This is a genomic window from Ruegeria sp. HKCCA4633 (assembly GCF_013034605.1).
Lineage (GTDB): Bacteria > Pseudomonadota > Alphaproteobacteria > Rhodobacterales > Rhodobacteraceae > Ruegeria.
Map to the genome: position 1 here is coordinate 14,429 of NZ_WQGJ01000009.1, position 25,200 is coordinate 39,628.

Below are 25,200 nucleotides of genomic sequence, written 5' to 3' on the forward strand. Positions count from 1 at the left end.
CCTATTCTTCGTTGTAACGATAACCGATACCATACAGGGTTTCGATCGCCGAGAACTCTGGGTCGGCTGCGCGCATTTTCTTACGTAGGCGTTTAATGTGGCTGTCGATTGTCCGATCGTCCACATAAACCTGATCATCATAAGCCACATCCATCAACTGATCGCGGCTTTTGACAAATCCCGGACGCTGGGCAAGCGCTTGCAACAACAAGAACTCGGTCACAGTGAGGGATACATCATTCCCCTTCCAGCTTACAGCATGGCGCAACGGATCCATCCGCAAGTCGCCGCGCTCCATAACCTTCGTGTCAGCGCTGTTGGCGGCGACTGCATCTCCGCTTGTCGCCTCTTGTCGGCGCAACAAAGCACGGATGCGTTCAACCAGCAAACGTTGCGAAAAAGGCTTTTTCACGTAGTCATCTGCGCCCATGCGCAGACCCAGAACCTCGTCGATCTCGTCATCTTTCGAGGTCAGGAAAATCACCGGCATCTGCGTTTTCTGGCGCAGCCGCTGCAGCAGATCCATGCCGTCCATACGCGGCATTTTTATATCGAGCACAGCCATATCCGGCAGCTTTTTGTTGAACGCATCCAACGCGGCCTGGCCATCATTATAAGTTTCAACCTCGAAACCTTCGGCTTCAAGTGTCATGGATACGGACGTTAGAATGTTTCTATCGTCATCCACCAGTGCAATCTTTGACATCGGGCTCACCCCTATTCCTGCTCACTCGCGCAATAATTCGCTTATTTGTAAGGCATTGTTGGCGGTTTTAAGACGCCGAATCAATCCGTAACCGCGAATCGTGCCTTTGTTGCGGCAGGTCTGCGGCAAATTTGCCTTGATGCCCGCAAAAATCTGCCCGCTTTTCGAACATTGAATTGGTGGTGGCGCTAAACTCGGACTTGGTTGCGCTAACTGCGTCAACCCGCCTGTTCATGTCCCAAACGACCGTGATAAGAGGCGCCCAGCCGCCGGTTTTTACCGGCTCACTGCCCCAATGGCGCACACGGCCAAAGCCTTCGCGCCGCCACAGGAGAAGACAAACATGACATCTGGACGGGTTAACCCGCAATTCCGCCTCGAAGATCAGGGCATCGAGGGTCTGGGCAATGTCTATTACAACTTCATGGAACCAGCGTTGATCGAAGAAGCGCTGAAGCGCGGCGAAGGTACACTTGGCAACGGTGGTGCGTTTCTGGTCACCACCGGTAAGTTCACTGGTCGCTCGCCGAAGGACAAGCACGTCGTTAAAACAGATAGTGTGGCGGACACCATCTGGTGGGAAAACAACGCCGAAATGAGCCCCGAAGGCTTTGACGCGCTGTACGAAGACATGCTGGCCCATATGAAAGGTCGCGACTATTTCGTTCAGGATCTCGTTGGCGGCGCTGACCCCGCATACGCGATCAACGTGCGCATGGTCACCGAGCTGGCATGGCACAATCTGTTCATCCGCCACCTGCTGCGCCGACCGGATCGCGAGGATCTGGATGACTTCACAGCCGACTTTACCATTATCAACTGCCCGAGTTTCCAGGCCGACCCGGCCAAGCACGGCTGCCGCAGCGAGACTGTGATCGCGCTGAACTTTGATCGTAAACTGATTTTGATCGGCGGAACTGAATACGCAGGTGAGAACAAGAAGTCCGTCTTCACACTGCTGAACTACATGCTGCCGGAAAAAGGCGTGATGCCGATGCACTGCTCGGCCAACCACGCTGTTGGCAACCCGGTCGACACCGCCGTGTTCTTCGGCCTGTCGGGGACCGGCAAAACAACTCTGTCCGCTGACCCCGCCCGAGTGTTGATCGGCGACGACGAACATGGCTGGTCGGATCGCGGCACCTTCAACTTTGAAGGCGGTTGTTATGCCAAAACAATCAACCTGAACGCCGAGGCCGAGCCAGAAATCTACGCGACCACCAGCAAGTTCGGCACCGTGATTGAGAACATGGTATTCGACCCCGAAACCAAAGAGCTGGATTTCGACGACGATTCGCTGACCGCAAATATGCGCTGTGCCTACCCGCTGGAGTACATATCCAACGCCTCCAACAGCGCCTTGGGGGGCCATCCCAAGAACATTATTATGCTGACCTGCGATGCGTTTGGCGTGCTTCCTCCGATCGCGCGACTGACCCCGGCGCAGGCGATGTATCACTTCCTGTCTGGTTTCACGTCGAAAGTTGCAGGTACGGAACGCGGCGTCACCGAACCCCAGCCCACATTCTCGACCTGCTTTGGCGCGCCTTTCATGCCGCGTCGGCCGGAAGAATACGGCAACCTTCTGCGCGACAAGATAGCCCAGCATGGCGCGACCTGCTGGCTGGTGAACACCGGCTGGACCGGCGGCGCTTATGGCGTAGGCAGCCGGATGCCCATCAAGGCGACCCGCGCTCTGTTGACTGCGGCCCTGGATGGGTCACTGCGCGATGCTGAATTCCGCAAGGATGCCAATTTCGGTTTTGACGTGCCTGTCTCGGTGCCGGGAGTGGCCGAGGTTCTGCTGGACCCGCGCCGCACATGGGACGATCAGGCGGCGTTCGACAAACAGGCGGAAAAACTGGTTCAGATGTTTGCCGAGAACTTCGAGCAGTACCTGCCGTTCATCGATGACGACATCAAAGCCGTTGCAATCGGCTAGCAAGTAAAGGGGCCTACGGGCCCCTTTTTCTTGCGCGGCGTCATTCTTTGATATCAACCTTTGATTGTATGTCACAAAAAGCACATACAAGTGCGTTGTTTCAAATTGCGATCTGCGGTACCCATAGGGTTCGAAGGGACGAAAAAGCCCGGCACGTCAGCGCCGGGCATTGACTGAAAGGACTTTGTGGCAGCTCAAACGCGCACACTCACAATGCAGAATTGAGCAACCTAATCAGGTGCCTAGTCTATGTAAATGGGGATGAGTGTCAATATGGGACTACCTGGTTTGTATTGAAACCGGGGTGTCCCAAATGGTCGCAGACTGGCGATCGTTGGCACAGGAAATTGCAGGTAAGAACATGACAGAAATCTCGAAACTCACCGAACTTCGCAAACTGATGCAAAGCATGGAGCGGACGCTGGGTCTGGAAAAACTATCTCCGGTTGAGCGCGACATCTATTACGCCGCAGAAGAGCTTTCCAAGTCCGATCAGGAAGTGCGCACGTTTGGTTTGATCGAGCATACATTGGTTCAAAGCGTATCGCGCCCGACTTTTTTCCGCGCCCTGAAATCCTTGGTGGAAAAAGGCTATCTTTCACAAAGCGGCAGCGCCAACCGGGGGCGGTATATCGTTAATGCTCCCAGATGACGCCTGCAACATATGCGCGATGCGGTGATCGCAGTGCGCGCCTGGGCGATTGATACGTTTGCGGCCTCATTGGCCTATGTCGTGGCGTCATTCCTGACCTTCGCCGTTCTGATGCCGCTCCAGAACATGTATTTTCCCGAATACCCAAGCCGGGCCAGCCTGCTGTTTTTGCCACATGGCGTGCGGGTTCTTTCTGCTTGGCTACTAGGGTGGCGCGCGATTTTTGCCTTGTTGCCAGGCGTCTTCATCGTTTTTGCTTATTTGGGGGGTACGGACGTTTTCCTGTCCAGTCGCCTGCTGGCCATTGCCATTGCAGTCACCACGGTTCCAGCAGTGTTTTATCTGTTAAAGGCTGTGGGGTGGGATTTGTTCCCGCGCCCTGATCGCAAACCATGTTGGGTTTGCATCATGGGAGTGGGTGTAATCACGTCCTTTCTTGTCTCAGGGCTGACAAATCTGGCCTTTGGCAGTGAAACCGTCGAATATATTGCCTTTTTGATCGGGGATATCTCGGGCTTGTTCTTCTTAATGCTGGGGCTCTATTTCGCATTCCGCTTTGCCGATAGACGTACGGGTTGAGACATCACCCCAACAGACCGCGCCGCAGCAGGTTCAACCCAGCCACCAGCAATACAAGTAAAGTCGCTTTGCGAAAGCTGGCCTGGTCAATCCGGTCCTACAGTTTGAAGCCGACCCACATTCCAGCCATAGCCGGTAAGATCAGTATCGCGGAAAACGAAATTGTTTCCGTCCGCAAGATGCCGGATCCTAAATGAGCGGCTACAAGTAGCAGCGCACCTAGTCCATAAATAACACCCTGAATGCGGATCTGTTCCGACTTGGGTGTATTCAAGGCCATCAGGTAAGCCACTGTTGGCGGCCCCCAAACACCAGACATACCGCCCGCAAAACCCGCTTACCCTCTCATGGCAGCCTCAATTCTAGGCGACGGTTGGTTCAGTACCAGACGGACCCCCAGAACTTGAAACAGGCAGAAAACGGAAACAAGACCGCCAATCAAAAGCAACGAAACGGAACTGGGCACCATGGTGACTAGTTGCGCGCTCAGAACCAACATGAGGCCACCGACGATCAGGAACACGCGAAAGTTCAAGACCGAGGAATAAGCGGCGACCGCGCCTCCGCGCAATGCCTGAAGTCCATTCGTCACAAGCGTTGGCAGGATAAGCCCAGCCAAGGTCAACTCCGGGGTAAGAAAAGAATTCAACCCGGACACCATGACCATGGGCATGGCGAAACCAACAATACCCTTTATCCACCCCGCGGCAAAAGCAATGGCCATGGCAAGCATCAGGTCCTGCGGGGAAAGAATGGAAAACAAGGTCATTCCCCCTAGATACCATCTGGAATTTCTTCTGCATTGCAAAAATGATCAGGTAATTTTTGAACTTTTTCGCAGCGTAATAAGTATTTTTGTTGCGCTGCACGTGCAGCATGATATGACCAGACGACCCAGGAAAGGACGCGATTCATGGCCCACGACGGACAGGATATGACCGAGATGACAACTGCTGCAGTTTTGCCCGATCTTCTGGATTTAACCCGAGCCGCTGTGCCTGCGGTGGAGGCAGTATTTGAAAAAGCCCGCGAGTCTGTGCGCGGCATGGTCACTGCGGATGGCCGCGTGTCTGGCTCCCTTATTGAAGCGAACCAGACTGCTGCGCACGGCTTGGCTTGGCTCGCCACTTACACCCAATCGCTGCAACAGATGCAACGTTGGGCAGAAGCGCTGCAAGCCGAGGGAAAATTCGGCGAGCTTGAGCAGCTGCTGCACCAGATCGCCTTTGGCGAATATCTGCATCAGGTCGCAGGTGGCATCCCGATGAATCAAGGCGAAGTCGTCCGCCTTCAGGATATGGGCCTTGGCTGGGACGCGCTGTCGGGCTTTCAGTCTAGCGAAGTTCAAACTCTGATGGCGCAGGCCAACTCTCAGGCGGCGCGCAGCCGTTTGGTCGAACTGATGCAGGATCAGGCGGGTGCCACCATGTTCGGCAACTCTGGTCTGGACGAAGAGCTTGAGATGATCCGCGACCAATTCCGACGCTACGCGCAGGAGAAGGTCGAGCCCCACGCCCATGAATGGCACCTGAAGGATGAGCTGATCCCGCTGGAAATCATCGAAGAGCTGGCGGAAATGGGCGTGTTCGGCCTGACCATCCCAGAGGAATTCGGCGGATTTGGCCTGTCCAAGGCGTCGATGTGCGTAGTTTCAGAAGAACTGTCGCGCGGCTATATCGGCGTCGGTTCGTTGGGCACCCGGTCCGAAATTGCAGCCGAGCTGATCATCGCCGGCGGCACGGACGAGCAGAAAGCCAACTGGCTGCCAAAACTGGCCAGCGCCGAAATCCTGCCCACCGCCGTGTTCACCGAGCCCAACACCGGGTCGGATCTTGGCAGCCTGCGCACGCGTGCTGTGAAGGATGAAAACGGCGACTATAAGATCACCGGCAACAAGACCTGGATTACCCACGCGGCACGCACCCATGTGATGACCTTGCTGGCGCGGACAAACCCCGACAGCACCGACCACCGAGGCCTGTCGATGTTCCTGGCCGAAAAGACCCCGGGCACAGACGAGAATCCCTTCCCAACCCCCGGCATGACTGGCGGCGAGATCGAAGTTCTGGGCTATCGCGGTATGAAAGAATACGAGCTGGGCTTTGACGGCTTCCACGTCAAAGGTGAAAACCTGCTGGGCGGCGAAGAAGGCAAGGGTTTCAAGCAGTTGATGGAAACCTTCGAATCTGCCCGCATCCAGACCGCTGCACGCGCCATCGGTGTGGCGCAAAGCGCGCTGGATATCGCAATGCAGTACGCGATCGACCGCAAACAGTTCGGCAAATCACTGATCAACTTCCCACGCGTGTCCGGCAAGCTGGCAATGATGGCGGTCGAGATCATGATTGCACGTCAGCTGACCTATTTCAGCGCGTGGGAGAAAGACCACGGCCAGCGCTGTGACCTTGAAGCCGGTATGGCCAAGTTGCTGGGCGCCCGTGTGGCTTGGGCCGCTGCCGATAACGGGCTACAGATTCACGGCGGCAACGGTTTTGCGCTGGAATACAAGATCAGCCGCGTCCTGTGTGACGCGCGCATTCTCAACATTTTCGAAGGGGCCGCTGAAATTCAGGCGCAGGTTATCGCACGCCGACTGCTTGGGTAACTGCTTTCAGCATCCCGTTTCCCCAACTGACCCGGCCTTTGCGCCGGGTCTTTTTCTTGACGCAATGGCATTGCAAGGGCAGCCACTGATGTACTTTCAGTAAACAGAGAACATCCGGCGCACTTCCGCTGTGCGGCGCTGAACTCTGCAAACTTCCCCTTTGCATCTGTTTGGAACCCCGGTACAGCACCCAGCGAAACAGGCCCAGTCAACGGAATGGTGAGCATAAAATGATCCGACGACTCTTTGCGCTTTGGGCGATACTTGCTGCACTTGTGCTGGGCGGCTGCTCCGTCAGTCAACCGAACGCGACCCAAAGCGACATCGATGCGCTGACACAGGCCATCCGGTCGCTCGGGCCCGAGGTTGATCCCGTCGAGGCGCAACAGGCTGCCACGATCTCCTACACCTATTCTCAGCAATTGGCGCGGGAATGGAACATCACCGATCCAGCCATCATCCACAATGCCAAGATCGCTAACGGATTTCGCGAGTTTGGTCTGTGCAACGATTGGGCACAGGCCATGACCGCACGGCTACGGCAGGAAAACTTCCGCACGCTCGACTTGCATTGGGTCACGTCTCCACCAACGCAGTTTCGGATCATCCATCATTCCGCGCTGATCAGCGCCAAAGGGGATTCGATGTATGACGGTATCATTCTGGACCCGTGGCGGAATAGCGGCGCATTGTACTGGGCACCCGTGCGCGAGGACACCAAATACAACTGGAGGCCACGCCTTGAAGTGCGCCGGGACTTGCTGAGCGGCACGATCCCCTATTGAGTTTTCCCTACAGCCTAATTGGGTTAAGACCCTGAAATGACCCGCCTGATCCTGACTCTGCCCCTGCTGGGCCTGTTCCAATGTGAAAAAGACGAAACCGTCGCCGCCTATGGCGCTGCGGACCGGACATGGGTGTTGCAGGAAATCGATGGCCAACCTTACGAGGCCAGCGCCCTGCTGCGCTTTCCAGAAGAGGGTAAGATTGCAGGAAACGCCCCCTGCAACAGCTACACAGGCACTCTGAATGCGCCCTACCCCTGGTTTGAGATACAAGACCTGAGCGCAACACGAGCCGCTTGTGCGGGACTCGAGGCAGAGGGGTTCTATTTCGCCGCCCTCATGGCCATGACCCAATCCGAAGTGTCCGGCGACGTGCTGATCCTGCGCAATGAGGATGAGCACGAGATGGTGTTCACAGCCGCCGAGTAACCTGATCCACAAACCGCGCACGTGCTTCTGGCAGCGGGTTATGCCCCAAAGACGGGGCGACACGGTGTTCCAAGAAATACCCGGTCGTACGCAAGGCCTCGGCGATCTCGGTGTCCGGCGCGGTACCTTGGCCGCGCAGGCACGGCGGCAACGGCAACAGCTTGTCCGCCCATTCCCCGGCACCTTTTGCACTGACGGCGCGACCCGTTTTGGGTGACACGTAAACAAGCCCTTCCGTCACTCCGGTCACGGCGCAAGTGGTCAGGTCAAGACCAAAGCCCAGCTCATCCAGCAAAGCAAGCTCCCAACGCAAATACGCCAGCGGCCAGATTTCATCCTGACCCAGCAGATCCATCAATTGTTCGGTCCGCTTGTAAAGCGCGGGATGCGGTTCGCGTTCGGGCAGGCAGAAGGATAGCAACGCCACAACGGCATTGAGCCCGGACAATGCCAGCCGCCCCGAAAACGCGGCCGCCGCGCGGGACCTCAGCGGTTCAACCTGAAACGTGCCCAGATGCTCTTCCAGCCGCGCGCGCCACAGCACGTCCAGCTGCGCGCCTGGTTGCAGAATGGGCGCGACCTTACGGCTGGTTCCACCGCGTACAACACCGGCGTGACGCCCGTGGGCCTCGGTGAAGACCTCTATTATCGCCGCAGTCTCACCGTGGTTGCGAGAGGTCAGAAGTATGCCGTGATCACGCCAGTCCAAAACTCGACCTTGTTGCTGCTTGGGTTAAACCGCAGAAAATCCCAAGCCGAGTTGGCACGCAAGTGCAGAACCTGCCCCGCATGTACCGTTCAAGGTTCTTTTCAGAAACAGCCATAGTTTTGTGACTTCCTGCCAGCCATCTTGCACAGCCTCACAAGCTCGCCCACCTGCGCTTCAAATGGAAGGGGTCAAGTAATGATCGATGACGAACCGCAACCTGGGGCTTACTACGACGCACGAAACATCTGGACGCATGATCCAACGGCTGCTGACATGCAGGTGTATGAGAGGTTCGCTTCGACCGTTGTCGATCTGGTGCAGGTGCTGGACGACAACAAACCCATGCTATCAAGGGATGTTTACGCGCGCTTGTTCTCATCACTGCTACAGATGTCCAGAGTGTTGGGCGCGTACGAAGACGGCTGGAGTGGTCAAAACAACATGTGAGATTTGCCCACACAGAATAGCAAGCCAAAACCCTGCCCTTTTGAACATAGGGCCGTGTAAGGCGAGTCTGTCGCAATTCCCTTCAGTCCCAGCAAAGGCAGCCTTCAACACGGATCTAGGTCACTTCCAGCGTGGTATTACATCACGGTCCGAAGTCACGGTTTCGCGGGGATCGGGCTGACCACAGTGCAAGAATCGCATTGCACGAATGCAATTCCGCCATTAATGTTCCCTTTATGTTCTAAATTTAGGGATTTCAGAAATGTCACTCAACTATGTCATGATCGGTTCAAACGACGTTGTTAAGGCGCGCACATACTATGATGCGGTTGTGTCAACAATGGGCGGAAAAGTCGTCGCCGAGTACATGCCGCATGCAGTATGCTATGAGCTGCGCGGTGGCGGGTGCATATGGGTCGCGACGCCGTTCGATAAGGAAGTTGCGACAATCGGAAATGGCAACATGGTTGGCTTGCTTTGCCAAAGCGAAAAAGAAGTGAGAGATGCACACGAAACAGCGCTGGCCCATGGCGGCACAAACGAGGGCGACCCGGGTGATCGCCCCCAATACGGTCCGAACTTCTTTGGCGCCTATGCCCGCGACCCGGATGGGAATAAGATGAGCTTTGTTTACTTCAGCGATGCAGGTTGAAAGCGTCGTGAATGATTTTCCGGGGCGATGTTGATAAGAATTCCAAGGACGTCGGAAGATCAGAACGTCACACCGGCATGAATCAGAATACCCACGACCATCAGCAGATTCAGCACCGTTGAGATTCCGTTGCCCACATAGATGGGCAACTTGCCGACCACCAGCCCATAGGCAAACCACAGAAAAGACAGCCCCGCATAAAGCGACCAGGATAGCAGCGACTGACCTGAGGCGTGATCGGAATGGGTAAAGTAGAGCTTGACCAGTTGCGGAAGCGTGGCGAATGGGCCGACGACACCGACAAAGACCATGAAGTTCTCGAACCGCTGCATCCAGTGGCCAAGTTCCGATTTTTCCAGTTTCTCAGCAAGTGTTTCAGTCACGAGAACACCTCATCGTTTTGCATTGATCCAAGGGGCAATCAGCCCTGAACGGCCAGATGTCATTTGAAAATAGTCACTTTGATCCACGCGTCAAAGCGCGATCTGTGCAGAGGTTACTCCAAACCCTCTTCGCCAAGCAGATGTCGCCCTTGTCGGTCCTCAACTTCAATCACCCAAAGGTCAGGGTCAAAGCTGCGCTGTTTGGTGATGGCGGCGTCCACATCCATCTCAGTGCCGCTGGAAAGCTCGACCCATTTTCGCTCACCACTCATCAGGTCAAAGCTGCGTTGGAATGCGGCGGCCTTTCCGTCCAGCGTATTGAGCTTAACCAGAACCGCCCCAGCAGTGTCATCGCCATGGGCCACAACAAAGGCCGGGATTTCCTGAAACCGAAGCCGTGCCAAATAGGCATGGACCCAGAATTCGGCCGTCAGGCGGGTCATGCGTTGCCGTCTTTGAAATCCAAACCCATTTCCGAATACCGCTCGGATTCCTCCAGCCAGTTGGGCCGGACTTTCACTTGCAGAAACAGGTGAATCTTACGGTCAAGGAACTCTTCCAATTCGGCCCGCGCCGCCTGACTGACAGCCTTGATCGTCTCGCCGCGTTTGCCCAGTACGATGCCTTTGTGGCCGTCGCGCATGACATAGATGACCTGATCGATTTTGGCAGAGCCATCTTTGCGCTCTTCCCAGTTTTCGGTCTCAACGGTCAGCTGATAAGGCAGTTCCTGATGCAGGCGGAGGGTCAGTTTCTCGCGCGTCATTTCAGCCGCGATCATGCGCAAAGGCAAATCAGCGATCTGATCTTCAGGATAGAGCCACGGGCCTTCTGGCAGTTCCCCGGCCAACCATTTGCGCAGATCGTCTACACCATGTCCCTTTTCGGCCGAGATCATGAAAGTTTCTGCAAACGGATAGCGGGCGTTCAGGTCGCTGGTCAGCGCCAGCAACTTCTCGGACGGCACCTTGTCGATCTTGTTGATCGCCAGCGCGATGGTCCGACCCTGCCCGATCTCTTCCAGCCCCTCAAGGATGCGTTCAACCCCTTCGGTGATGCCGCGATGCGCCTCAACCATCAGGACAACGACATCGGCATCCGCTGCCCCACCCCACGCGGCAGCGACCATGGCGCGGTCCAGGCGGCGGCGGGGCTTAAACAGGCCCGGCGTGTCAACAAAGACCAGCTGCGCGTCACCCTCCATCGCCACACCCCGAATGCGGGCGCGTGTGGTCTGTACCTTGTGCGTCACGATCGAGACCTTGGCCCCAACCATGCGGTTCAGAAGGGTGGATTTGCCTGCGTTGGGCTCTCCGATCAAGGCGATAAATCCGGCGCGTGTGGTCATATATCTGGCGTTCCTGTTTGCAATTGCGCTCTGCTATAGCAGAAAGGACCTTTGGGCCAGAGGGATTTGTCGCATTGCAGCTATGCGCGGGCCAAGGCAGGTCAGGCACAGACGCCCAGCCGTTCCCAGCCCGGCGACACATCCCTACAGAGAGGTCGCAATGAAACGTCGCAAGTTTATTCTTGGAAGCGGTGCCGCTGCTGGTGCCATGGGTTTGGGTGGTTTGTCTTTGGCGGCAAGCGATGCCACGCAAGACCTCGTGTTGCAGACCGCCAGCTACAGGTTGCGCAATCGGTTGACCACGGGGATGGTCAGCCTTTACCCCGACGCACCACCACCGGTTCTGTATGGACGGCAAGGCGACGTCATGCGGCTTACGGTGCGCAATACCCTTCCCGATTACACCGCAATGCACTGGCACGGGCTGCGCATCGCCAACGAGATGGACGGGGTGCCTTATCTGACCCAGATGCCAATCGGCGAGGATGACAGCTTTACCTATGAATTCACACCACCGGACGCCGGCACATATTGGTATCACCCCCACTGCATGACAATGGATCAAATGGCCCACGGGTTGACCGGCGTCATGGTGATTGCCGAGCGGGAAGACCCCGGTTTCGACAGCGAGCAAGTGATCAATCTGCGTGATTTCCGACTGGACGAAGAAGACGCGTTTTTGCCCGCTTATACGGCGCGTGGTGCTGCGCGCGCAGGTACGTTTGGCAATGTCCAGACTGCAAACTGGTTGACAGAAGCAGTGTATGATCACGCGGCAGGCAGCCTTGTGCGGCTGCGCGTCGTCAATACGGACACAACCCGCATCTACAAGCTGCATCTTGAAGGGGCTGAGGCGCAGATCATTGCGTGGGACGGGCATCCGGTTGAGATCGACCTGACCTTACCCACACCCGATGCACCGCTTTTGCTGGGCCCGGGTCAGCGGGCGGATTTTGCCGTACTGATGCCAGACGATGAAGGGCAGTCGGTGGCACTTGTCGCCAAATTTCCTGGACAGAAACACCGCGCGATGGCGCGGTTGCGCGCGACCGGACAATCCAAAGCGCGCGATATGAGGGAATTGCGCCCTTTGCGCAGAAACCCTGTTCTGCGCCCTGAACTGAACCAAGCCGAGCTGCATGAGTTCGTGTTCGGCTGGACGCCTGAAGGTGGCCCTCCGAATGACGGGTTCTGCGGATCACTGGGGTATAGTTTCTGGTCGATCAACCGCACGCCGTGGCCCGGAGATGCAGCAGAGGGAACCGGTCCGCTGGCCGTTCTGGAACAAGGCAAGAGCTATGTTTTGCGCCTCCGTAACGAATCTCCTAACTTGCACCCGATCCACCTGCACGGACTGGCTTTCGTGCCGCTGAAATCGAACCTGCGCGCCCTGCCGCCCTTGATGACCGACACGATGCTTTTGTTGAAAGACGAGACCATTGATATCGCGCTGGTCGCTGACAACCCCGGCGACTGGGCCTTTCATTGCCACGTGATAGAGCATCAGAAAACCGGGCTGGCAGGGTTCATTCGGGTGGTTTGACCCTAGCCCAGCGTCGCTACGTCCAGCGCCAGAACATGGTTCGGATAGGCTTGGTCGCCGATCCGAAAGTCCGAAACGCCAACCTGCCTGAACCCTTTGGACAGGTAGAAATCGATAGCGGGTGCGTTTTCGGAATTTGTTGTCAGCCAGATCTCGCCCTGCCCTTTATCTCGGCAGTGGTCGGTCGCTAATTGCAGCAAGGCTGACCCAATACCCTTACCATGATGCCGCGGCTGGACATAAAATGTCACGATCTCAAGATCGGACAGCCCGTCGACAGGAGCTGCGCGACCTTCTGAAACCCGAATATAGCCATCAATACCATCCCGGTTTTCCAAGACCACCAAAAGGTCCGAACCTTCCTCGATAAGTGCTTCAAACCGCGCCGCTGTAAACTCAGCCAGTACAAACTCGGCGAACAAAGAACTCACGCCATGACGCAGGTAGGTGCCCACCCAGACTTCAATCGACAAAGCAGCCAGGCTGGCAGCATCCGCCTTTACGGCTGGCCTGAAATTCATTTCCCTAAGAGGAACTGGGCGGGCTCAACCTCTCAAGCAGCGCCTTCGCAGCTGCCTGCTCGGCTTGCCGTTTGGATCCCGCAGTGGCCTGTGCCTCGGTTCCGTCCTGAAGGCGGGCGGCAATGGTAAAGATCGGCGCGTGATCCGGACCGCTGCGCTTGATCTCGACATATGAGGGCGGTCTTTGGCCGCGGGCCTGCGCCCACTCCTGAAGCGAGGTCTTGGCATCGCGGGCGTCGGCCTCGACTTTGTGAATACGGTCCCCCCACAGGGCTAAGATGACATCGCGGGCGGCCTCAAACCCGGCATCGCGATAGATGGCTGCAATGACAGCCTCCATCGCATCACCCAGCAGCGCCTGTTTGCGGCGACCTCCGGACAACATCTCGGACCGGCCCAGCTTCAGCACCGCGCCCAGATCGATCTGACGCGCAACATCGGCACAAGCCTCTTTGCGGACCAATGCGTTGAATCGAGGGGCCAGCTGACCTTCGGAGGCTTTCTTATCGGCCTCTAGCAGCGCCGTGGCCATAACAAGGCCCAACACTCGGTCGCCCAGAAACTCCAGCCGCTGATTGTCGGGCCGGGTAGACGACGACACCGAGCCGTGGGTCAACGCGCGCACCAGCAGTTCGGGGTTGGTGAAATCGTACCCCAAACGCTGCTGGAACGCTTTTATTTCAGCCGATAGCTTCAATTGACCGCCTTGAAGAACCGATCACCGCGCCAGGTCCAGAAAAACAACATCGATCGGCCCGCAGACGAGAACATGATCCGATCAGCGCGACCGATCAGGTTTTCGTACGGCACATAGCCCACCCCACCTGCAGATTGCGGCAGGCGGCTGTCGCTGGAATTGTCGCGGTTGTCGCCCATGAAGAAATAGTGGCCCTCGGGCACGGTATAGATGCCGGTATTGTCCGACCCCTGATTGCCGATGTTCAGCACGTCATAAGACACCCCATTTGGCAGGGTTTCGATCAGGCGTGATTTTTCACAAGCACCACCAATGCCAACAGCTCCATTTTCACAACGGGGACGCAGACGCTGAGGCCCCTGAGGTTCAGCGACTTCGGTAAAGACGCCGTCGGGCTGCTGTGGAACCGGCGTACCATTGAGGATGATCTGACCTTCACGGATCTGGATGCGATCCCCCGGCAAGCCGATCAGACGCTTGATATAATCGCGGCCCGTGACGGGGTGGCGGAAGACGATGACATCGCCGCGCTCAGGCTCACCGCCCCAGATGCGCGTATCACCATCGCCCTGCATCCAGCCGCAGATATCTTCGGCATCAACATTCAAACCGACGCTTGGAATGATCAGACTGGGGCAAGACGCGTATGAGTACCCATAGGCCATCTTGTTGACGAAAAGGAAATCGCCGATCAGCAAGGTCTGCTTCATCGAGCCCGAGGGAATCCAGAACGGCTGAAAGAAGAGGGTGCGGAACACGCCTGCAATCAGCAGCGCATAGACGATGGTTTTGATCGTCTCCCAAACGGGATTTCCGGTTTTGGCTTCCTCGGCCATACTGCTCTCTCCAGTTCTGTGCTTGGCTGGGCTGCTACATGCGGGGGGGATGGGGGCAAGTCAAGGCTGCGTGGCGTGATCTTGAAGCGGACGCGCCTCGATCACCACAAATGCCTGGGCCCAGGGATGGTCATCCGTCAGGGTGACATGGATGATGGCCTCATATCCTTCGGGTGTCATTTCCCTGAGGCGCTCGGAGGCCCAGCCAGTGACATGCATGACAGGCTGGCCGGTTTTCAGATTGGTAACGGCCATGTCCTTCCACGCTATGCCCATGCGCAGCCCAGTGCCCAGCGCCTTAGAGCATGCCTCTTTCGCCGCCCACCGCTTGGCATAGGTGCCAGCGGTGTCGTGGCGGCGTTCGGCTTTGCGCTGTTCGATGTCAGTAAAGACACGATTGCGGAACCGATCGCCAAAGCGGTCAAGCGTGCCTTGGATGCGGTCGATGTTTGCGAGGTCTGTGCCGATACCGAGGATCATGACAACCGCACCGTCAGGATCTTGTAACTCGCCAAGCCAAAGAACCCGGCAAAGGCAAAATCGAACAAGCGGCGGGCGCGGCGGTAGGTTCGGACCATACGCTCGGACGAAAACAGAAACGCATAGCCGATGAAGATCATCAGTGACCCCGCATACAACATGGCAAAATAGCTCAATAGCATGGACAGGCTGGCGTCATTTGGGGCGACGATGGCGTAGATCGAGCCCCAGCTGAGGATCGCTTTGGGGTTGGTCAGGTGGATCGCCGCGCCTTTGGCAAAGATCGTCGGCAGCGAACCAGTGACAGGTTTGCCCAAGGCGACTTCGTCCGAGGTCATCGCACGGCGCAACGCCTTGAGGGCCAGCCAGCCCAGATAGGCCACACCGATGTAGCGGATCGCCTCGAACACCCAGACATTGGCCAGCATGATCGCCGACAAACCCAGTGCAGCTGCTATGCCCCAAGCGGCGGATCCGGCACAGATGCCCAGCGCAAAGACCAGACCGGCACGGCGGCCTTCGTTCATCGCAGTTCCGGCAATACCCATCGTTGCAGGCCCCGGAGAGCCGCCAGCCATCAGCCAGGCCAGCCAGATGGCGACAAAGCCGGGCGTGATCACGTGCGCGCCTCGTCCATCAGGCGGCGCATTTCCTGAATGGCGGGGGTGAGGCCCAGAAAAATCGATTCACCAATCAGGAAATGGCCGATATTTAGCTCTTTCACCTCAGGGAAGGCCGCAACCGGCTTGACCGTGTCATAGGTCAGACCATGCCCCGCGTGCACCTCAAGCCCCAGCGAGTGGGCAAACGCAGACATCTGGCGCAGCGATTCAAGTTCTTGCGTGGCATCTCCCATGCGGCTCTCTGCGTGGGCGTCGCAATAGGCACCGGTGTGCAATTCGATCACTTCGGCGCCAATACGGTGGGCCGCCTCGATCTGGCGCTGGTCAGCGGCGATGAAGATCGACACGCGGCAGCCGACATCGCGCAGCGGCGCGATAAAATGAGCCAGCTTGTTTTCTTCACGCGCGACTTCAAGCCCGCCTTCGGTGGTACGTTCCTCGCGCTTTTCAGGCACGATGCAGACCGCGTGCGGTTTGTGCCGCAGGGCGATTTTCTGCATCTCTTCCGTGGCGGCCATTTCAAAGTTCAATGGCACCGACAGAACTTCCATCAACCCGTCGATATCAGCGTCCGATATATGGCGGCGGTCTTCGCGCAAATGCGCCGTGATGCCATCAGCACCAGCCTCTTCCGCCAGTTTGGCGGCGCGTAGCGGATTGGGATAAGCCCCGCCCCGCGCATTGCGCACAGTGGCAACGTGATCAATGTTCACACCAAGCCGCAGATGGTTCTCAGACATCCCTCGATTCCTTTTGAGTCGTTTGGCCCGAGCCTAGTGGCTCTGCCGGATAAACGGCAGTCGATTCTTCGGCCAAGCGCTTGATTTCCTCAAACTTCGCCTTGATCTTGGCGCGACGTCGCTGCTGATAGGTTAGGATCAATGGCAGGCTGAGGTAATAACAGACCACACCCGCCACAATGCCGGGGATGATGCCACCAATCATATAGGGGTAGAAGACGTCATCGTAGAACTGCGCCAACCCATGCCAATCTGCCACGCGGTCTGTAAACAAGGCCACAAAGTTATTCTTGAGATCACCGATGGCGTCAGCGAACTTTCCCATCAGCCCCTGTGTGTCACCCTCTTCATATTCGGTTCCCAACAGAAAGTGCCCGGTCTGCAGGCAGATCACACCGATCGGCACATAGGTCAGAGGGTTACCGAAAAATGTGCCACTCAGCGCGGCCAGAATGTTTCCCTTGATCAGCCTTGCGCCAACAGCCGCGACCAGAAAATGCAATCCGTAGAACGGGGTGAACGCCGCAAAAACCCCTGCCCCAATTCCACGCGCAATTCGGTCAGGCGAATCTGGAAGACGGCGAACTCGGTGTTTTACATAGTGAAAAGCGCGGGTCCACCCACCACGCGGATAGACAAACTCCGACGCGACTTGGACAGCAGAGCGTCGGTCTCGGCGCTTGAATACCACGCGTGCTCACCCTTCCTCAGCCAGCCGCAACCGCAGCTTTGGTCTGATCCCGATACCGTTCGACGGCCGCAACATCGCTTTCCGCCTCAAGCATCAGCATAAGCGAATGCAACTGTTCAAGGTCGCGCAGTTCGACATTGATCAGCAGACGGTAAAAATCCGGTTTGCGGTCAACAAATTCCAAGTTTGAGATATTGGCCTTTTTCTCGCCGATCAATGTGCAAATACGACCCAGAACTCCTGCATCGTTGCCGATGGTCAGATCCAATGTCGCACCATAGACGGCAGGGTGGGTTCCCGAATGCCAGTGCAGATCGACCCAGCGGTCGGGTTCGCCTTCAAACTCACTCAGCCGGTTGCAGTCGATGGCGTGTACCACCACGCCCTTGCCCCGGTACGTGATGCCGACAATACGTTCTCCCGGCAATGGCTGGCAGCATGGGGCGCGATCGAATTTCTGACCTGGTTCAAGGCCGATCACGGCGCGACGCAGCGGAATGGCGTCACCATCGTCCTTAGCCAGTTCAGGATAAACAGCCTCGACCACTTCATGCGCCGTCAGTTCCGCGCTGCCCAGACGGGCCAGCAATTCATGCCGATCTTTCAGGCGCAGGTGCTTGGCAGCAGTGTCCAGCGCCTTGTCTGTTGCCTTGCGCCCAACATGTTCGAAACCGGAACGCGCCAGCTCCTTGCCCAGCTTGATGAACCGCTCTCGGTCGACCTCGCGCAAGGCGCGACGGATGGCGGTGCGGGCCTTGCCGGTGACGGCGATCTCAAGCCACGTGACCTGGGGCGTCTGACCGTCGGCGGTGATGATATCCACCGATTGCCCATTCTTCAGTCGAGTCCAGAGCGGCACGCGAATGCCGTCCACCTTGGCCCCGACACAGGCATGGCCGATCCGGGTGTGGATAGCATAGGCAAAATCAATCGGCGTCGCCCCGCGCGGCAGCTTCACCACATCCCCTTTGGGCGTGAAGCAGAACACCTGGTCGGAATACATCTCGAGCTTGACGGCCTCGAGGAAGTCTTCGTGATCTTCTTCGTTGTCGAACTGCTCAGTCAGGTTGGAAATCCACTTGGCCGGGTCAACGGCAAAGGGGTTCTCGGTCCGTACACCGTCACGATAGGACCAATGCGCCGCAACGCCGGTTTCAGCCACGTCATGCATCTGGCGGGTGCGGATCTGAACCTCGACCCGTTTTCCGTCGCGCCCTGAAACAGTGGTGTGGATCGAGCGGTAGCCGTTCGATTTCGGCTGACTGATGTAATCTTTGAACCGCCCCGGCACCGCGCGCCAGCGTTGGTGGATGGCACCAAGTGTGCGATAGCAGTCCTCTTCGGTCTGGGTGATGATGCGAAAGCCGTAAATGTCCGACAGGCGTGAGAAGCCCTGATCCTTTTCCTGCATCTTTCGCCAGATCGAATAGGGTTTTTTGGCGCGGCCAAACACTTCAGCCTCGATCCCCGCCTTTTCCAGCTCGTGCCGCATGTCGCCGGTGATGCGATGGATCACGTCACCGGTTTCGCGTTGCAGCGTGATAAAACGCCGGATGATCGATTGACGGCCTTCGGGGTTCAGGACACGGAAAGCGAGGTCTTCCAGTTCTTCGCGCATCCATTGCATACCCATCCGGCCTGCAAGCGGCGCATAGATGTCCATCGTCTCGCGCGCTTTGATCACCTGCTTTTCGGGGCGCATTGCCTTGATCGTGCGCATATTGTGCAGACGGTCGGCCAGCTTGACCAGAATAACCCGCAAGTCCTTGGACATGGCCATAAACAGCTTGCGGAAGTTCTCGGCCTGCTTGGTTTCGCGACTGGACAATTGCAGGTTGGTCAGCTTGGTCACGCCATCGACCAGCTTGGCGACCTCATCCCCAAACAGCTCGGCCACCTTGCCGTAATTGGCTTTGGTGTCTTCGATCGTGTCATGAAGCAGCGCCGTAATGATGGTCGCATCATCCAAACGCTGTTCGGTCAGGATGGCGGCAACGGCAACGGGATGGGTAAAATAGGGCTCGCCAGAATGGCGGAACTGCCCCTCATGCATCTGCTGACCGAATTCGTAAGCCAGAGTGATGCGTTCAGCATTCGTCTTGGGATTGTAGTTGCGGACCAGCGCAATCAGGTCGTTAGCAGAAATCATCCGGTCCGCACCTTCGTCTTTGGGGCTTACCCCTGTCCCTGTGCCTCCATCAGAGCGCGCAGGAGTTTTTCTTCAGACATGTCGTCCATGGCAGGTTTGTCCGATTCGGCACCCATCAGCAGCGCCATCTGATCTTCTTCCGGCTCATCAACCTCGATCTGGGTTTGGTTGGCTTCGATCAGGCGCTCGCGCAGTTCATCCGCACTTTGGGTTTCGTCGGCGATTTCACGCAGGGACACGACAGGGTTCTTGTCGTTGTCGCGGTCAACGGTAATCGCTGCACCGGCGGAAATCTCACGCGCCCGATGGGCGGCAAGCATCACCAGCTCGAACCGGTTTGGAACCTTATCTACGCAATCTTCAACCGTCACGCGGGCCATGGGGCGCTCTCCGTTTCTGAATCCATGTCAGGAAGAGGTTTATCTAAGCGCGAATCCGCGCCTTGACAAGCAGGAAATACCCCAATTGCAAGGATCACAGTGGTGTGACCGCTGCAATATCGTCCGCAGGCAAATCGGTGACCATCTGCGATACCGTGCGATCCAGAACAGGATGACGCCAGTCGGGGGCGATATCGGCCATCGGCACCAGCACAAAAGCGCGGTCCTGCAGACGCGGATGAGGCAGGATCAGTTGATCCGGGGCCTCTTGCCGCTGCGCCTCTGGTGGCAACGTCAGCCAGCGATCGAACTGGGCGCGATCAGGCAGCACCTGTTCATCAAAACACACCAGGTCCAGATCCAGAGTTCGCATTCCCCAACGTTGTATCCGTTCGCGCCCAAACTCATGTTCCACGGCGTGCAGCACACTTAACAACTCGGTCGCAGGTTTTTCGGTGGCGATCAAAGCCGCAGCGTTCACATAGTCCGGACCCGCCCCGGCGGGGAAGCAAGGCGTCGCGAAAAACCGGCTGACCGCGCGAATCACTACACCTTGACGCGAAATAGCGTCAAGTGCGTTCCGCAGCGTAACTTCGGGCCCTTTTCCTCTCAAGCTGAGATTTGCGCCCAGCGCAACAACGGCATTTGACAACGAATTGCTCATATAGCACCCTATATTCGACACATTGCATACTTGCGATAACCAGCAAAAGTTCTAATTATAGACCGACAGATCGCGCCAAATCATCACTCACTCACTCACTCACCATGCGGGGCGGTCTGGATTATACCGGAAGGGACTATTTATGTTTTATAAAGACGAACGGCTAGCGCTGTTCATCGACGGCTCGAACCTTTATGCCGCGGCAAAAGCACTCGGTTTCGATATAGACTACAAACTTCTGCGGCAGGAATTCATGCGCCGTGGCAAGTTGCTTCGGGCTTTCTATTACACAGCGCTCCTGGAAAATGACGAGTATTCGCCGATCCGCCCATTGGTTGACTGGCTGCACTACAACGGCTTCACCATGGTCACGAAACCCGCCAAGGAATACACCGACAGCATCGGGCGTCGGAAAGTCAAAGGAAACATGGATATCGAACTTACCGTCGATGCCATGGAGCTTGCACCACGCGTGGATCATATCGTGCTGTTCTCGGGCGATGGGGATTTCCGCCCGTTGATTGCCAGCCTGCAACGTCAAGGCGTGCGCGTTTCGGTCGTGTCGACGATCCGCAGCCAGCCGCCGATGATCTCGGACGAACTGCGCCGCCAGGCTGACAACTTCATCGAACTGGAAGATTTGCGTGACGTAATCGGGCGCCCGCCGCGTGAAATGCCGGCTGAGCCGCGCAACGTCGCCATGGCCAGCAACAGCTGATCCGGCACTCTCTTTCTGATGGGGTAAATTTCGCGCGGTCAGGACCGAGGTCCTGGCCGCGCTTCTTTAACTATAAACAGGTGCTGAAACAAAACCTGACTAGCATCGATTCGTGTCAGTTGAATGACGATCTCCTGTCTGGACCAAGGCCGTGAAAAGACTTACCTGTGCCTTAAGGAGACAACTCAATGACAAAGCCACCACTGACACTTTACCTTGCCGCTCCCCGGGGTTTCTGCGCCGGTGTGGATCGTGCCATCAAGATCGTAGAAATGGCCCTGCAAAAATGGGGACCTCCGGTCTATGTGCGCCATGAGATCGTGCACAATAAATTTGTCGTCGACGGATTGCGAGACAAGGGCGCGGTCTTTGTCGAGGAGCTACATGAATGCCCTGATGATCGTCCGGTGATATTTTCCGCTCATGGCGTCCCGAAGTCAGTGCCCGCAGAGGCCTCAAAGCGCGAGATGATCTATGTGGACGCGACCTGCCCGTTGGTCTCGAAAGTGCATGTCGAGGCACAGCGCCATGCGGATGCGGGGTTGCAGATGATCATGATCGGCCACAAGGGCCATCCCGAGACCGTTGGCACCATGGGACAATTGCCCGAGGGCGATGTTCTGTTGGTTGAAACCGTCGAAGATGTGGCCACGGTTGATGTTCGCGATCCGAAGAAACTTGCTTTTGTAACCCAGACCACCCTGTCGGTTGATGACACCAAAGACATCATAGCCGCGCTTCAGGCCCGGTTCCCGGCCATTGTCGGACCACACAAGGAAGACATTTGCTATGCCACGACGAACCGGCAAGAGGCCGTCAAGGCCGTGGCGCCTAAGGCAGACGCTCTGCTGGTTGTGGGTGCGCCGAACTCATCGAACTCGCGCCGTCTGGTCGAGGTCGCCTCGCGCGAGGGCTGCAAATACGCGCAACTGGTGCAGCGCGCCACCGAGATCGATTGGCGCGCGTTGGATGGGATCTCATCCGTGGCCGTCACCGCAGGCGCATCGGCCCCAGAGCTTTTGGTGAACGAAGTGATCGACGCCTTCCGCGCGCATTATGATGTCACCGTCGAATTGGTCGAGACAGCCGTCGAGAACGTCGAATTCAAAGTCCCCCGCGTCCTGAGGCAACCAGCGTGATCGGAGTACCAAAGGCGCCGCTTTTTCTGGGGCTCGCGGGGCTGATCCCGTTTGTTTGGGGTGCGCTGACCTACCTGAGCGGCGACCTGAATGCCTGGGGCGCACAAAACCTTGGCGCGCGTTTTGTGGGACCGTACGTGCAGTTGTTTTATGGCTCGGTCATCTTGAGTTTCATGTCAGGTGTTCTTTGGGGCTTTGCAACTAAAACCTCGGGCAGCAAGGCAGGTTTGTGCTACACTCTGTCGGTCCTGCCCGCGCTTTGGGCCTTTTTCATGACAGGCGGCGGACCGGTTCAAGCAGGTACAAACCTGATTTACGGGTTTGCCGGTTTGTTGATTCTTGATGCCCTGTTCACTTTTTGGCGGCTGACGCCGGTCTGGTGGATGCGGTTGCGCGTCCTGCTGACCGCCGTCGTTGTCGCCAGCCTTGCCGTCGGAGTTTATATGTGACCGACAAACGCACGATCAGCGCCTACACCAACCGATTGGCCGAGTATCTGAATATCCCGTTGCCGCCGGAACAGCTTGAGGCGCGCCAGGCATTTGCTGATGCAGTCGACACTGGGGGCTATGTGCTGGACCTGGGGTCCGGGCCCGGATCAGACAGCAGCTTTCTGATGCGTCAAGGGCTGACGGTACGGGCGCTGGACGTAACGCCTGCCTTTGTTGACCACGCCCGCGACAACGGCGTGGATGCGCATTTGGGCACGTTCAACGACGTCACGGAGACGTCCGTCTATGATGGTGTTTATGCCAGCTTCTCCTTGCTTCATGCGCCGCGCACAGATTTCCCCGGCCACCTTCGGGCAATTCATGAAGCCCTAAAGCCCAAAGGTCAGTTGTTTTTGGGCATGAAACTGGGCACGGGCGAACACAGGGACGCGCTTGATCGTTACTTTACCTATTATACCGAAGCCGAGATCGAAGACGCTCTGACCCAGGCTGGGTTCACGATTGACCGCACCGTCAAAGGGATGGGCAAAGGTCTGGCCGGGTCTTACGAAGGATACATGCTGGTGTTTGCTCATGCCTGACTTGTTTGCCTATACCGACGGTGCCTGTTCCGGCAATCCAGGCCCCGGAGGCTGGGGCGTGCTTTTGCGTGCAATGGACGGGGACACTGTCTTGAAAGAGCGTGAGTTAAACGGGGGCGAGGCCGAGACAACCAACAACCGGATGGAGTTGCTGGCCGCCATCTCGGCCTTGGAAACGCTTGAGCGTTCCTCGAAAATCACCATCGTGACTGACAGCGCCTATGTTAAGAACGGCGTCACCGGCTGGATCTTTGGCTGGAAGCGCAATGGCTGGAAGACCTCGAACAAGAAGCCAGTAAAGAATGTCGATCTGTGGCAACGCCTGGACGAAGCGCAAGAACGGCATGATGTGACCTGGGAATGGGTCAAGGGTCATGCGGGCCACCCAGAGAATGAAAAGGCCGACGAACTGGCCCGCGCGGGCATGGCCCCATTCAAACCTAAGAAGGCGCAGGTGTGACCGCGCTTTCGTTGCTGGATTACGCCTCGGTCCTGATATTTGCTCTGACCGGGGCTTTGGTGGCAAGCCGTGCCCAGCTGGATCTTGTTGGGTTTGCTTTCATGGCTTGCTTGACCGCAGTCGGCGGCGGCACAGTGCGTGATCTGTTGTTGGACCGACATCCGATCTTTTGGGTCGGTCAGCCGGATTACATCCTGATCGCCGTTGCCGCTTCAGTGCTGGTGTTCTTTACCGCACACCTGATGGAAAGCCGCTACAACTGGCTGATCTGGCTGGACAGTTTCGCTCTGTCGGTTGCCGTCGCTGCCGGTACAGGCGCTGCGCTGTCATTGGACCAATCCGGCGTCATCGTCGTGTTGATGGGCGTAACAACCGGGTGTCTGGGCGGGCTGATGCGCGACGTGGTCTGCAACGAGGTGCCGCTGGTGCTGAAGCAGGGCGAGCTTTATGTTTCATGTGCTTTTGCGGGGTCATTGACGGCAGTTCTGGCCGTTCAGGCCGGAACGGAGCCCGCGCTTGCACTGGCTTTGTGCGCGTTGGTCTGCTGGGCCTTGCGGGCCGGGTCACTGGTGTTTGGCTGGCAATTGCCCGTCTACAAAAGCCGCCCACCGCGCAACTGAGCCTGTCGATGGACGTCAAAGCAATGTGCTGATACCTCTGTGAACATTGCAGCCCGGAGGCCAGCGTGATCTTTAGACTAACATCATTTGCAGCCTGTCTGACCCTGCTAGCCTCATGCGGGGAATACTACACACCAGTCAGTTTCGTTGCGCAGGGCGACCAGATCATTGCCTCCGGCACAATTGATGAAACAACGTTATCCGCTTTTGAGGAGGTCATCGCAAAAAACCCCGAAGCCCGAATTTTGGTTCTTCAATACATCGAAGGATCAGTGGACGATGATGCCAATGTCATCTTCAGCCGCGAAGTGCGCAGGGCCGGTTTCGATACGGTCGTTCCTTCAAACGGTCTGGTCGCCAGCGGCGGCACCGATCTGTTTCTGGCTGGAAACCGCCGCACCCTGCAGCCGGGGGCCTGTGTCGGCGTTCACAGCTGGGCCGGATCGGGATTGGTGGCGACAGAATTGCCCGAGGACGACCCGGAACATGACCGGTACCTGGACTATTTCAAAGACATCGGAGTGGATGCGGAGTTTTACTGGTATACCCTGTTCGCTGCCCCAGCCGACAGCATGCACTGGATGACCGCCGCTGAGGCGAACCAATACGACATGACCACGCGGGGTGCTCCGGCGCTTGGATCGGCCACGGTCTGCGACGAGCGGTAAA

31 protein-coding genes and 1 pseudogene are annotated in these 25,200 nt (G+C 57.2%); 16 read left to right on the top strand and 16 right to left on the bottom strand.

Annotated features, from left to right (window positions below; translation table 11 throughout):
• Nucleotide 1: 1 nt before the first annotated feature.
• Complete coding sequence (locus tag GOV85_RS18065) at nucleotides 2–706, bottom strand: response regulator transcription factor (RefSeq protein ID WP_171180748.1); 705 nt, start codon at nucleotides 704–706, stop codon at nucleotides 2–4.
• Between the two features lie 343 nt (nucleotides 707–1,049).
• Here GOV85_RS18065 and GOV85_RS18070 point away from each other — a divergent pair, with 343 nt between their 5' ends.
• The 3 genes from GOV85_RS18070 (at nucleotide 1,050) to GOV85_RS18080 (ending at nucleotide 3,879) form a co-directional block, all read left to right on the top strand.
• Nucleotides 1,050–2,648 (top strand): phosphoenolpyruvate carboxykinase, encoded by a 1,599-nt coding sequence (locus tag GOV85_RS18070; RefSeq protein ID WP_171180750.1) that lies wholly within the window; start codon nucleotides 1,050–1,052, stop codon nucleotides 2,646–2,648.
• A 313-nt stretch (nucleotides 2,649–2,961) separates the two neighbouring features.
• Nucleotides 2,962–3,300, top strand: a complete 339-nt coding sequence (locus tag GOV85_RS18075) for a hypothetical protein (protein ID WP_245223295.1) — start codon at nucleotides 2,962–2,964, stop codon at nucleotides 3,298–3,300.
• A 12-nt stretch (nucleotides 3,301–3,312) separates the two neighbouring features.
• On the top strand, nucleotides 3,313–3,879 hold the full coding sequence (locus tag GOV85_RS18080) for a hypothetical protein (protein WP_245223296.1): 567 nt from the start codon (nucleotides 3,313–3,315) through the stop codon (nucleotides 3,877–3,879).
• A 4-nt stretch (nucleotides 3,880–3,883) separates the two neighbouring features.
• Here GOV85_RS18080 and GOV85_RS18085 read toward each other — a convergent pair.
• Nucleotides 3,884–4,648 (bottom strand): annotated as a pseudogene (locus GOV85_RS18085) (TSUP family transporter).
• 144 nt (nucleotides 4,649–4,792) lie between these two features.
• Here GOV85_RS18085 and GOV85_RS18090 point away from each other — a divergent pair.
• From GOV85_RS18090 to GOV85_RS18100, 3 genes are all read left to right on the top strand, one after another.
• Nucleotides 4,793–6,484 (top strand): acyl-CoA dehydrogenase family protein, encoded by a 1,692-nt coding sequence (locus tag GOV85_RS18090; protein ID WP_171180752.1) that lies wholly within the window; start codon nucleotides 4,793–4,795, stop codon nucleotides 6,482–6,484.
• A gap of 230 nt (nucleotides 6,485–6,714) precedes the next feature.
• Nucleotides 6,715–7,269, top strand: coding sequence for a hypothetical protein (locus tag GOV85_RS18095; protein ID WP_171180754.1), 555 nt, complete (start codon nucleotides 6,715–6,717; stop codon nucleotides 7,267–7,269).
• 36 nt (nucleotides 7,270–7,305) lie between these two features.
• Complete coding sequence (locus tag GOV85_RS18100) at nucleotides 7,306–7,698, top strand: META domain-containing protein (RefSeq protein ID WP_171180756.1); 393 nt, start codon at nucleotides 7,306–7,308, stop codon at nucleotides 7,696–7,698.
• Here GOV85_RS18100 and recO read toward each other — a convergent pair.
• Nucleotides 7,682–8,407 carry a DNA repair protein RecO gene (recO, locus tag GOV85_RS18105; RefSeq protein ID WP_171180758.1) on the bottom strand — a complete coding sequence of 242 codons (726 nt, stop codon included), beginning with the start codon at nucleotides 8,405–8,407 and terminating at the stop codon, nucleotides 7,682–7,684. The genes GOV85_RS18100 and recO overlap by 17 nt on opposite strands.
• Before the next feature lie 195 nt (nucleotides 8,408–8,602).
• On the opposite strand from recO, the gene GOV85_RS18110 reads away from it, so the two are divergent.
• Together GOV85_RS18110 and GOV85_RS18115 are read left to right on the top strand one after the other, a co-directional pair.
• On the top strand, nucleotides 8,603–8,854 hold the full coding sequence (locus tag GOV85_RS18110; RefSeq protein ID WP_171180760.1) for a hypothetical protein: 252 nt from the start codon (nucleotides 8,603–8,605) through the stop codon (nucleotides 8,852–8,854).
• Between the two features lie 262 nt (nucleotides 8,855–9,116).
• Nucleotides 9,117–9,506, top strand: a complete 390-nt coding sequence (locus GOV85_RS18115; RefSeq protein WP_171180762.1) for a VOC family protein — start codon at nucleotides 9,117–9,119, stop codon at nucleotides 9,504–9,506.
• A gap of 59 nt (nucleotides 9,507–9,565) precedes the next feature.
• Here the strand turns inward: GOV85_RS18115 and GOV85_RS18120 are convergent, their stop codons facing one another.
• From GOV85_RS18120 to era, 3 genes are all read right to left on the bottom strand, one after another.
• Nucleotides 9,566–9,889: a SemiSWEET transporter gene (locus tag GOV85_RS18120; RefSeq protein WP_171180764.1), complete on the bottom strand. Its 324-nt coding sequence runs from the start codon at nucleotides 9,887–9,889 to the stop codon at nucleotides 9,566–9,568.
• 113 nt (nucleotides 9,890–10,002) lie between these two features.
• Nucleotides 10,003–10,332: a DUF1491 family protein gene (locus tag GOV85_RS18125; RefSeq protein WP_171180765.1), complete on the bottom strand. Its 330-nt coding sequence runs from the start codon at nucleotides 10,330–10,332 to the stop codon at nucleotides 10,003–10,005.
• Nucleotides 10,329–11,237: a GTPase Era gene (gene era / locus GOV85_RS18130; RefSeq protein ID WP_171180767.1), complete on the bottom strand. Its 909-nt coding sequence runs from the start codon at nucleotides 11,235–11,237 to the stop codon at nucleotides 10,329–10,331. The genes GOV85_RS18125 and era overlap by 4 nt, the downstream gene beginning before the upstream one ends.
• A 160-nt stretch (nucleotides 11,238–11,397) precedes the next feature.
• Here era and GOV85_RS18135 point away from each other — a divergent pair, with 160 nt between their 5' ends.
• Nucleotides 11,398–12,780: a multicopper oxidase family protein gene (locus tag GOV85_RS18135; RefSeq protein WP_171180769.1), complete on the top strand. Its 1,383-nt coding sequence runs from the start codon at nucleotides 11,398–11,400 to the stop codon at nucleotides 12,778–12,780.
• A gap of 2 nt (nucleotides 12,781–12,782) precedes the next feature.
• On the opposite strand, the gene GOV85_RS18140 is transcribed toward GOV85_RS18135, so the two are convergent.
• From GOV85_RS18140 to folK, 10 genes are all read right to left on the bottom strand, one after another.
• On the bottom strand, nucleotides 12,783–13,301 hold the full coding sequence (locus GOV85_RS18140; RefSeq protein WP_171180771.1) for a GNAT family N-acetyltransferase: 519 nt from the start codon (nucleotides 13,299–13,301) through the stop codon (nucleotides 12,783–12,785).
• A 4-nt stretch (nucleotides 13,302–13,305) separates the two neighbouring features.
• Nucleotides 13,306–13,998 (bottom strand): ribonuclease III, encoded by a 693-nt coding sequence (gene rnc / locus GOV85_RS18145; RefSeq protein WP_171180774.1) that lies wholly within the window; start codon nucleotides 13,996–13,998, stop codon nucleotides 13,306–13,308.
• Nucleotides 13,995–14,834: a signal peptidase I gene (gene lepB / locus GOV85_RS18150; RefSeq protein WP_171180776.1), complete on the bottom strand. Its 840-nt coding sequence runs from the start codon at nucleotides 14,832–14,834 to the stop codon at nucleotides 13,995–13,997. Before lepB ends, rnc begins: the two co-directional genes overlap by 4 nt.
• A 60-nt stretch (nucleotides 14,835–14,894) precedes the next feature.
• Complete coding sequence (gene acpS, locus GOV85_RS18155) at nucleotides 14,895–15,314, bottom strand: holo-ACP synthase (RefSeq protein WP_171180778.1); 420 nt, start codon at nucleotides 15,312–15,314, stop codon at nucleotides 14,895–14,897.
• Nucleotides 15,311–15,934, bottom strand: a complete 624-nt coding sequence (locus GOV85_RS18160; RefSeq protein ID WP_171180780.1) for a LysE family translocator — start codon at nucleotides 15,932–15,934, stop codon at nucleotides 15,311–15,313. Before GOV85_RS18160 ends, acpS begins: the two co-directional genes overlap by 4 nt.
• Nucleotides 15,931–16,677 carry a pyridoxine 5'-phosphate synthase gene (locus GOV85_RS18165; RefSeq protein ID WP_171180782.1) on the bottom strand — a complete coding sequence of 249 codons (747 nt, stop codon included), beginning with the start codon at nucleotides 16,675–16,677 and terminating at the stop codon, nucleotides 15,931–15,933. Before GOV85_RS18165 ends, GOV85_RS18160 begins: the two co-directional genes overlap by 4 nt.
• Nucleotides 16,670–17,368 carry a DUF2062 domain-containing protein gene (locus GOV85_RS18170; RefSeq protein ID WP_171180784.1) on the bottom strand — a complete coding sequence of 233 codons (699 nt, stop codon included), beginning with the start codon at nucleotides 17,366–17,368 and terminating at the stop codon, nucleotides 16,670–16,672. The genes GOV85_RS18165 and GOV85_RS18170 overlap by 8 nt, the downstream gene beginning before the upstream one ends.
• A gap of 16 nt (nucleotides 17,369–17,384) precedes the next feature.
• Nucleotides 17,385–19,517 (bottom strand): bifunctional (p)ppGpp synthetase/guanosine-3',5'-bis(diphosphate) 3'-pyrophosphohydrolase, encoded by a 2,133-nt coding sequence (locus tag GOV85_RS18175; protein ID WP_171180786.1) that lies wholly within the window; start codon nucleotides 19,515–19,517, stop codon nucleotides 17,385–17,387.
• A 26-nt stretch (nucleotides 19,518–19,543) separates the two neighbouring features.
• The gene (rpoZ, locus tag GOV85_RS18180) at nucleotides 19,544–19,897 is read right to left on the bottom strand and encodes a DNA-directed RNA polymerase subunit omega (RefSeq protein WP_171180788.1); all 354 of its coding nucleotides are present in this window, start codon (nucleotides 19,895–19,897) and stop codon (nucleotides 19,544–19,546) included.
• Nucleotides 19,898–19,991: 94 nt separating this feature from the next.
• Nucleotides 19,992–20,561 carry a 2-amino-4-hydroxy-6-hydroxymethyldihydropteridine diphosphokinase gene (folK, locus tag GOV85_RS18185; protein ID WP_171180790.1) on the bottom strand — a complete coding sequence of 190 codons (570 nt, stop codon included), beginning with the start codon at nucleotides 20,559–20,561 and terminating at the stop codon, nucleotides 19,992–19,994.
• A 142-nt stretch (nucleotides 20,562–20,703) separates the two neighbouring features.
• Here folK and GOV85_RS18190 point away from each other — a divergent pair, with 142 nt between their 5' ends.
• The 7 genes from GOV85_RS18190 (at nucleotide 20,704) to GOV85_RS18220 (ending at nucleotide 25,199) form a co-directional block, all read left to right on the top strand.
• A complete protein-coding gene (locus GOV85_RS18190) occupies nucleotides 20,704–21,279 on the top strand; it encodes an NYN domain-containing protein (RefSeq protein ID WP_171180792.1) in 576 nt (191 codons plus the stop codon).
• Between the two features lie 188 nt (nucleotides 21,280–21,467).
• The gene (gene ispH, locus GOV85_RS18195) at nucleotides 21,468–22,418 is read left to right on the top strand and encodes a 4-hydroxy-3-methylbut-2-enyl diphosphate reductase (protein WP_171180794.1); all 951 of its coding nucleotides are present in this window, start codon (nucleotides 21,468–21,470) and stop codon (nucleotides 22,416–22,418) included.
• Complete coding sequence (locus GOV85_RS18200) at nucleotides 22,415–22,867, top strand: DUF3429 domain-containing protein (protein ID WP_171180796.1); 453 nt, start codon at nucleotides 22,415–22,417, stop codon at nucleotides 22,865–22,867. The genes ispH and GOV85_RS18200 overlap by 4 nt, the downstream gene beginning before the upstream one ends.
• Entirely contained in the window at nucleotides 22,864–23,451 is a 588-nt protein-coding gene (locus GOV85_RS18205) for a class I SAM-dependent methyltransferase (RefSeq protein ID WP_171180798.1), read from the top strand. The genes GOV85_RS18200 and GOV85_RS18205 overlap by 4 nt, the downstream gene beginning before the upstream one ends.
• Complete coding sequence (rnhA, locus tag GOV85_RS18210) at nucleotides 23,444–23,911, top strand: ribonuclease HI (protein WP_171180800.1); 468 nt, start codon at nucleotides 23,444–23,446, stop codon at nucleotides 23,909–23,911. Before GOV85_RS18205 ends, rnhA begins: the two co-directional genes overlap by 8 nt.
• A complete protein-coding gene (locus GOV85_RS18215) occupies nucleotides 23,908–24,531 on the top strand; it encodes a trimeric intracellular cation channel family protein (protein WP_171180802.1) in 624 nt (207 codons plus the stop codon). The genes rnhA and GOV85_RS18215 overlap by 4 nt, the downstream gene beginning before the upstream one ends.
• A gap of 65 nt (nucleotides 24,532–24,596) precedes the next feature.
• Nucleotides 24,597–25,199, top strand: coding sequence for an alpha/beta hydrolase (locus tag GOV85_RS18220; RefSeq protein WP_371732328.1), 603 nt, complete (start codon nucleotides 24,597–24,599; stop codon nucleotides 25,197–25,199).
• Nucleotide 25,200 lies beyond the last annotated feature (1 nt).

Bases quoted from the DNA above. Each gene is read 5' to 3' on its own strand.
- GOV85_RS18115 (WP_171180762.1), top strand. From the start codon at position 9,117: ATGTCACTCAACTATGTCATGATCGGTTCAAACGACGTTGTTAAGGCG.
- GOV85_RS18100 (WP_171180756.1), top strand. From the start codon at position 7,306: ATGACCCGCCTGATCCTGACTCTGCCCCTGCTGGGCCTGTTCCAATGT.
- era (WP_171180767.1), bottom strand. From the start codon at position 11,237: ATGACCACACGCGCCGGATTTATCGCCTTGATCGGAGAGCCCAACGCA.
- GOV85_RS18175 (WP_171180786.1), bottom strand. From the start codon at position 19,517: ATGATTTCTGCTAACGACCTGATTGCGCTGGTCCGCAACTACAATCCC.
- lepB (WP_171180776.1), bottom strand. From the start codon at position 14,834: ATGGCCGAGGAAGCCAAAACCGGAAATCCCGTTTGGGAGACGATCAAA.
- GOV85_RS18095 (WP_171180754.1), top strand. From the start codon at position 6,715: ATGATCCGACGACTCTTTGCGCTTTGGGCGATACTTGCTGCACTTGTG.
- rnhA (WP_171180800.1), top strand. From the start codon at position 23,444: ATGCCTGACTTGTTTGCCTATACCGACGGTGCCTGTTCCGGCAATCCA.
- GOV85_RS18110 (WP_171180760.1), top strand. From the start codon at position 8,603: ATGATCGATGACGAACCGCAACCTGGGGCTTACTACGACGCACGAAAC.
- folK (WP_171180790.1), bottom strand. From the start codon at position 20,561: ATGAGCAATTCGTTGTCAAATGCCGTTGTTGCGCTGGGCGCAAATCTC.
- GOV85_RS18070 (WP_171180750.1), top strand. From the start codon at position 1,050: ATGACATCTGGACGGGTTAACCCGCAATTCCGCCTCGAAGATCAGGGC.
- GOV85_RS18075 (WP_245223295.1), top strand. From the start codon at position 2,962: ATGGTCGCAGACTGGCGATCGTTGGCACAGGAAATTGCAGGTAAGAAC.
- GOV85_RS18065 (WP_171180748.1), bottom strand. From the start codon at position 706: ATGTCAAAGATTGCACTGGTGGATGACGATAGAAACATTCTAACGTCC.
- rpoZ (WP_171180788.1), bottom strand. From the start codon at position 19,897: ATGGCCCGCGTGACGGTTGAAGATTGCGTAGATAAGGTTCCAAACCGG.
- GOV85_RS18125 (WP_171180765.1), bottom strand. From the start codon at position 10,332: ATGACCCGCCTGACGGCCGAATTCTGGGTCCATGCCTATTTGGCACGG.
- GOV85_RS18165 (WP_171180782.1), bottom strand. From the start codon at position 16,677: ATGTCTGAGAACCATCTGCGGCTTGGTGTGAACATTGATCACGTTGCC.
- GOV85_RS18140 (WP_171180771.1), bottom strand. From the start codon at position 13,301: ATGAATTTCAGGCCAGCCGTAAAGGCGGATGCTGCCAGCCTGGCTGCT.
- GOV85_RS18090 (WP_171180752.1), top strand. From the start codon at position 4,793: ATGGCCCACGACGGACAGGATATGACCGAGATGACAACTGCTGCAGTT.
- GOV85_RS18190 (WP_171180792.1), top strand. From the start codon at position 20,704: ATGTTTTATAAAGACGAACGGCTAGCGCTGTTCATCGACGGCTCGAAC.
- ispH (WP_171180794.1), top strand. From the start codon at position 21,468: ATGACAAAGCCACCACTGACACTTTACCTTGCCGCTCCCCGGGGTTTC.
- GOV85_RS18080 (WP_245223296.1), top strand. From the start codon at position 3,313: ATGCGCGATGCGGTGATCGCAGTGCGCGCCTGGGCGATTGATACGTTT.
- GOV85_RS18135 (WP_171180769.1), top strand. From the start codon at position 11,398: ATGAAACGTCGCAAGTTTATTCTTGGAAGCGGTGCCGCTGCTGGTGCC.
- acpS (WP_171180778.1), bottom strand. From the start codon at position 15,314: ATGATCCTCGGTATCGGCACAGACCTCGCAAACATCGACCGCATCCAA.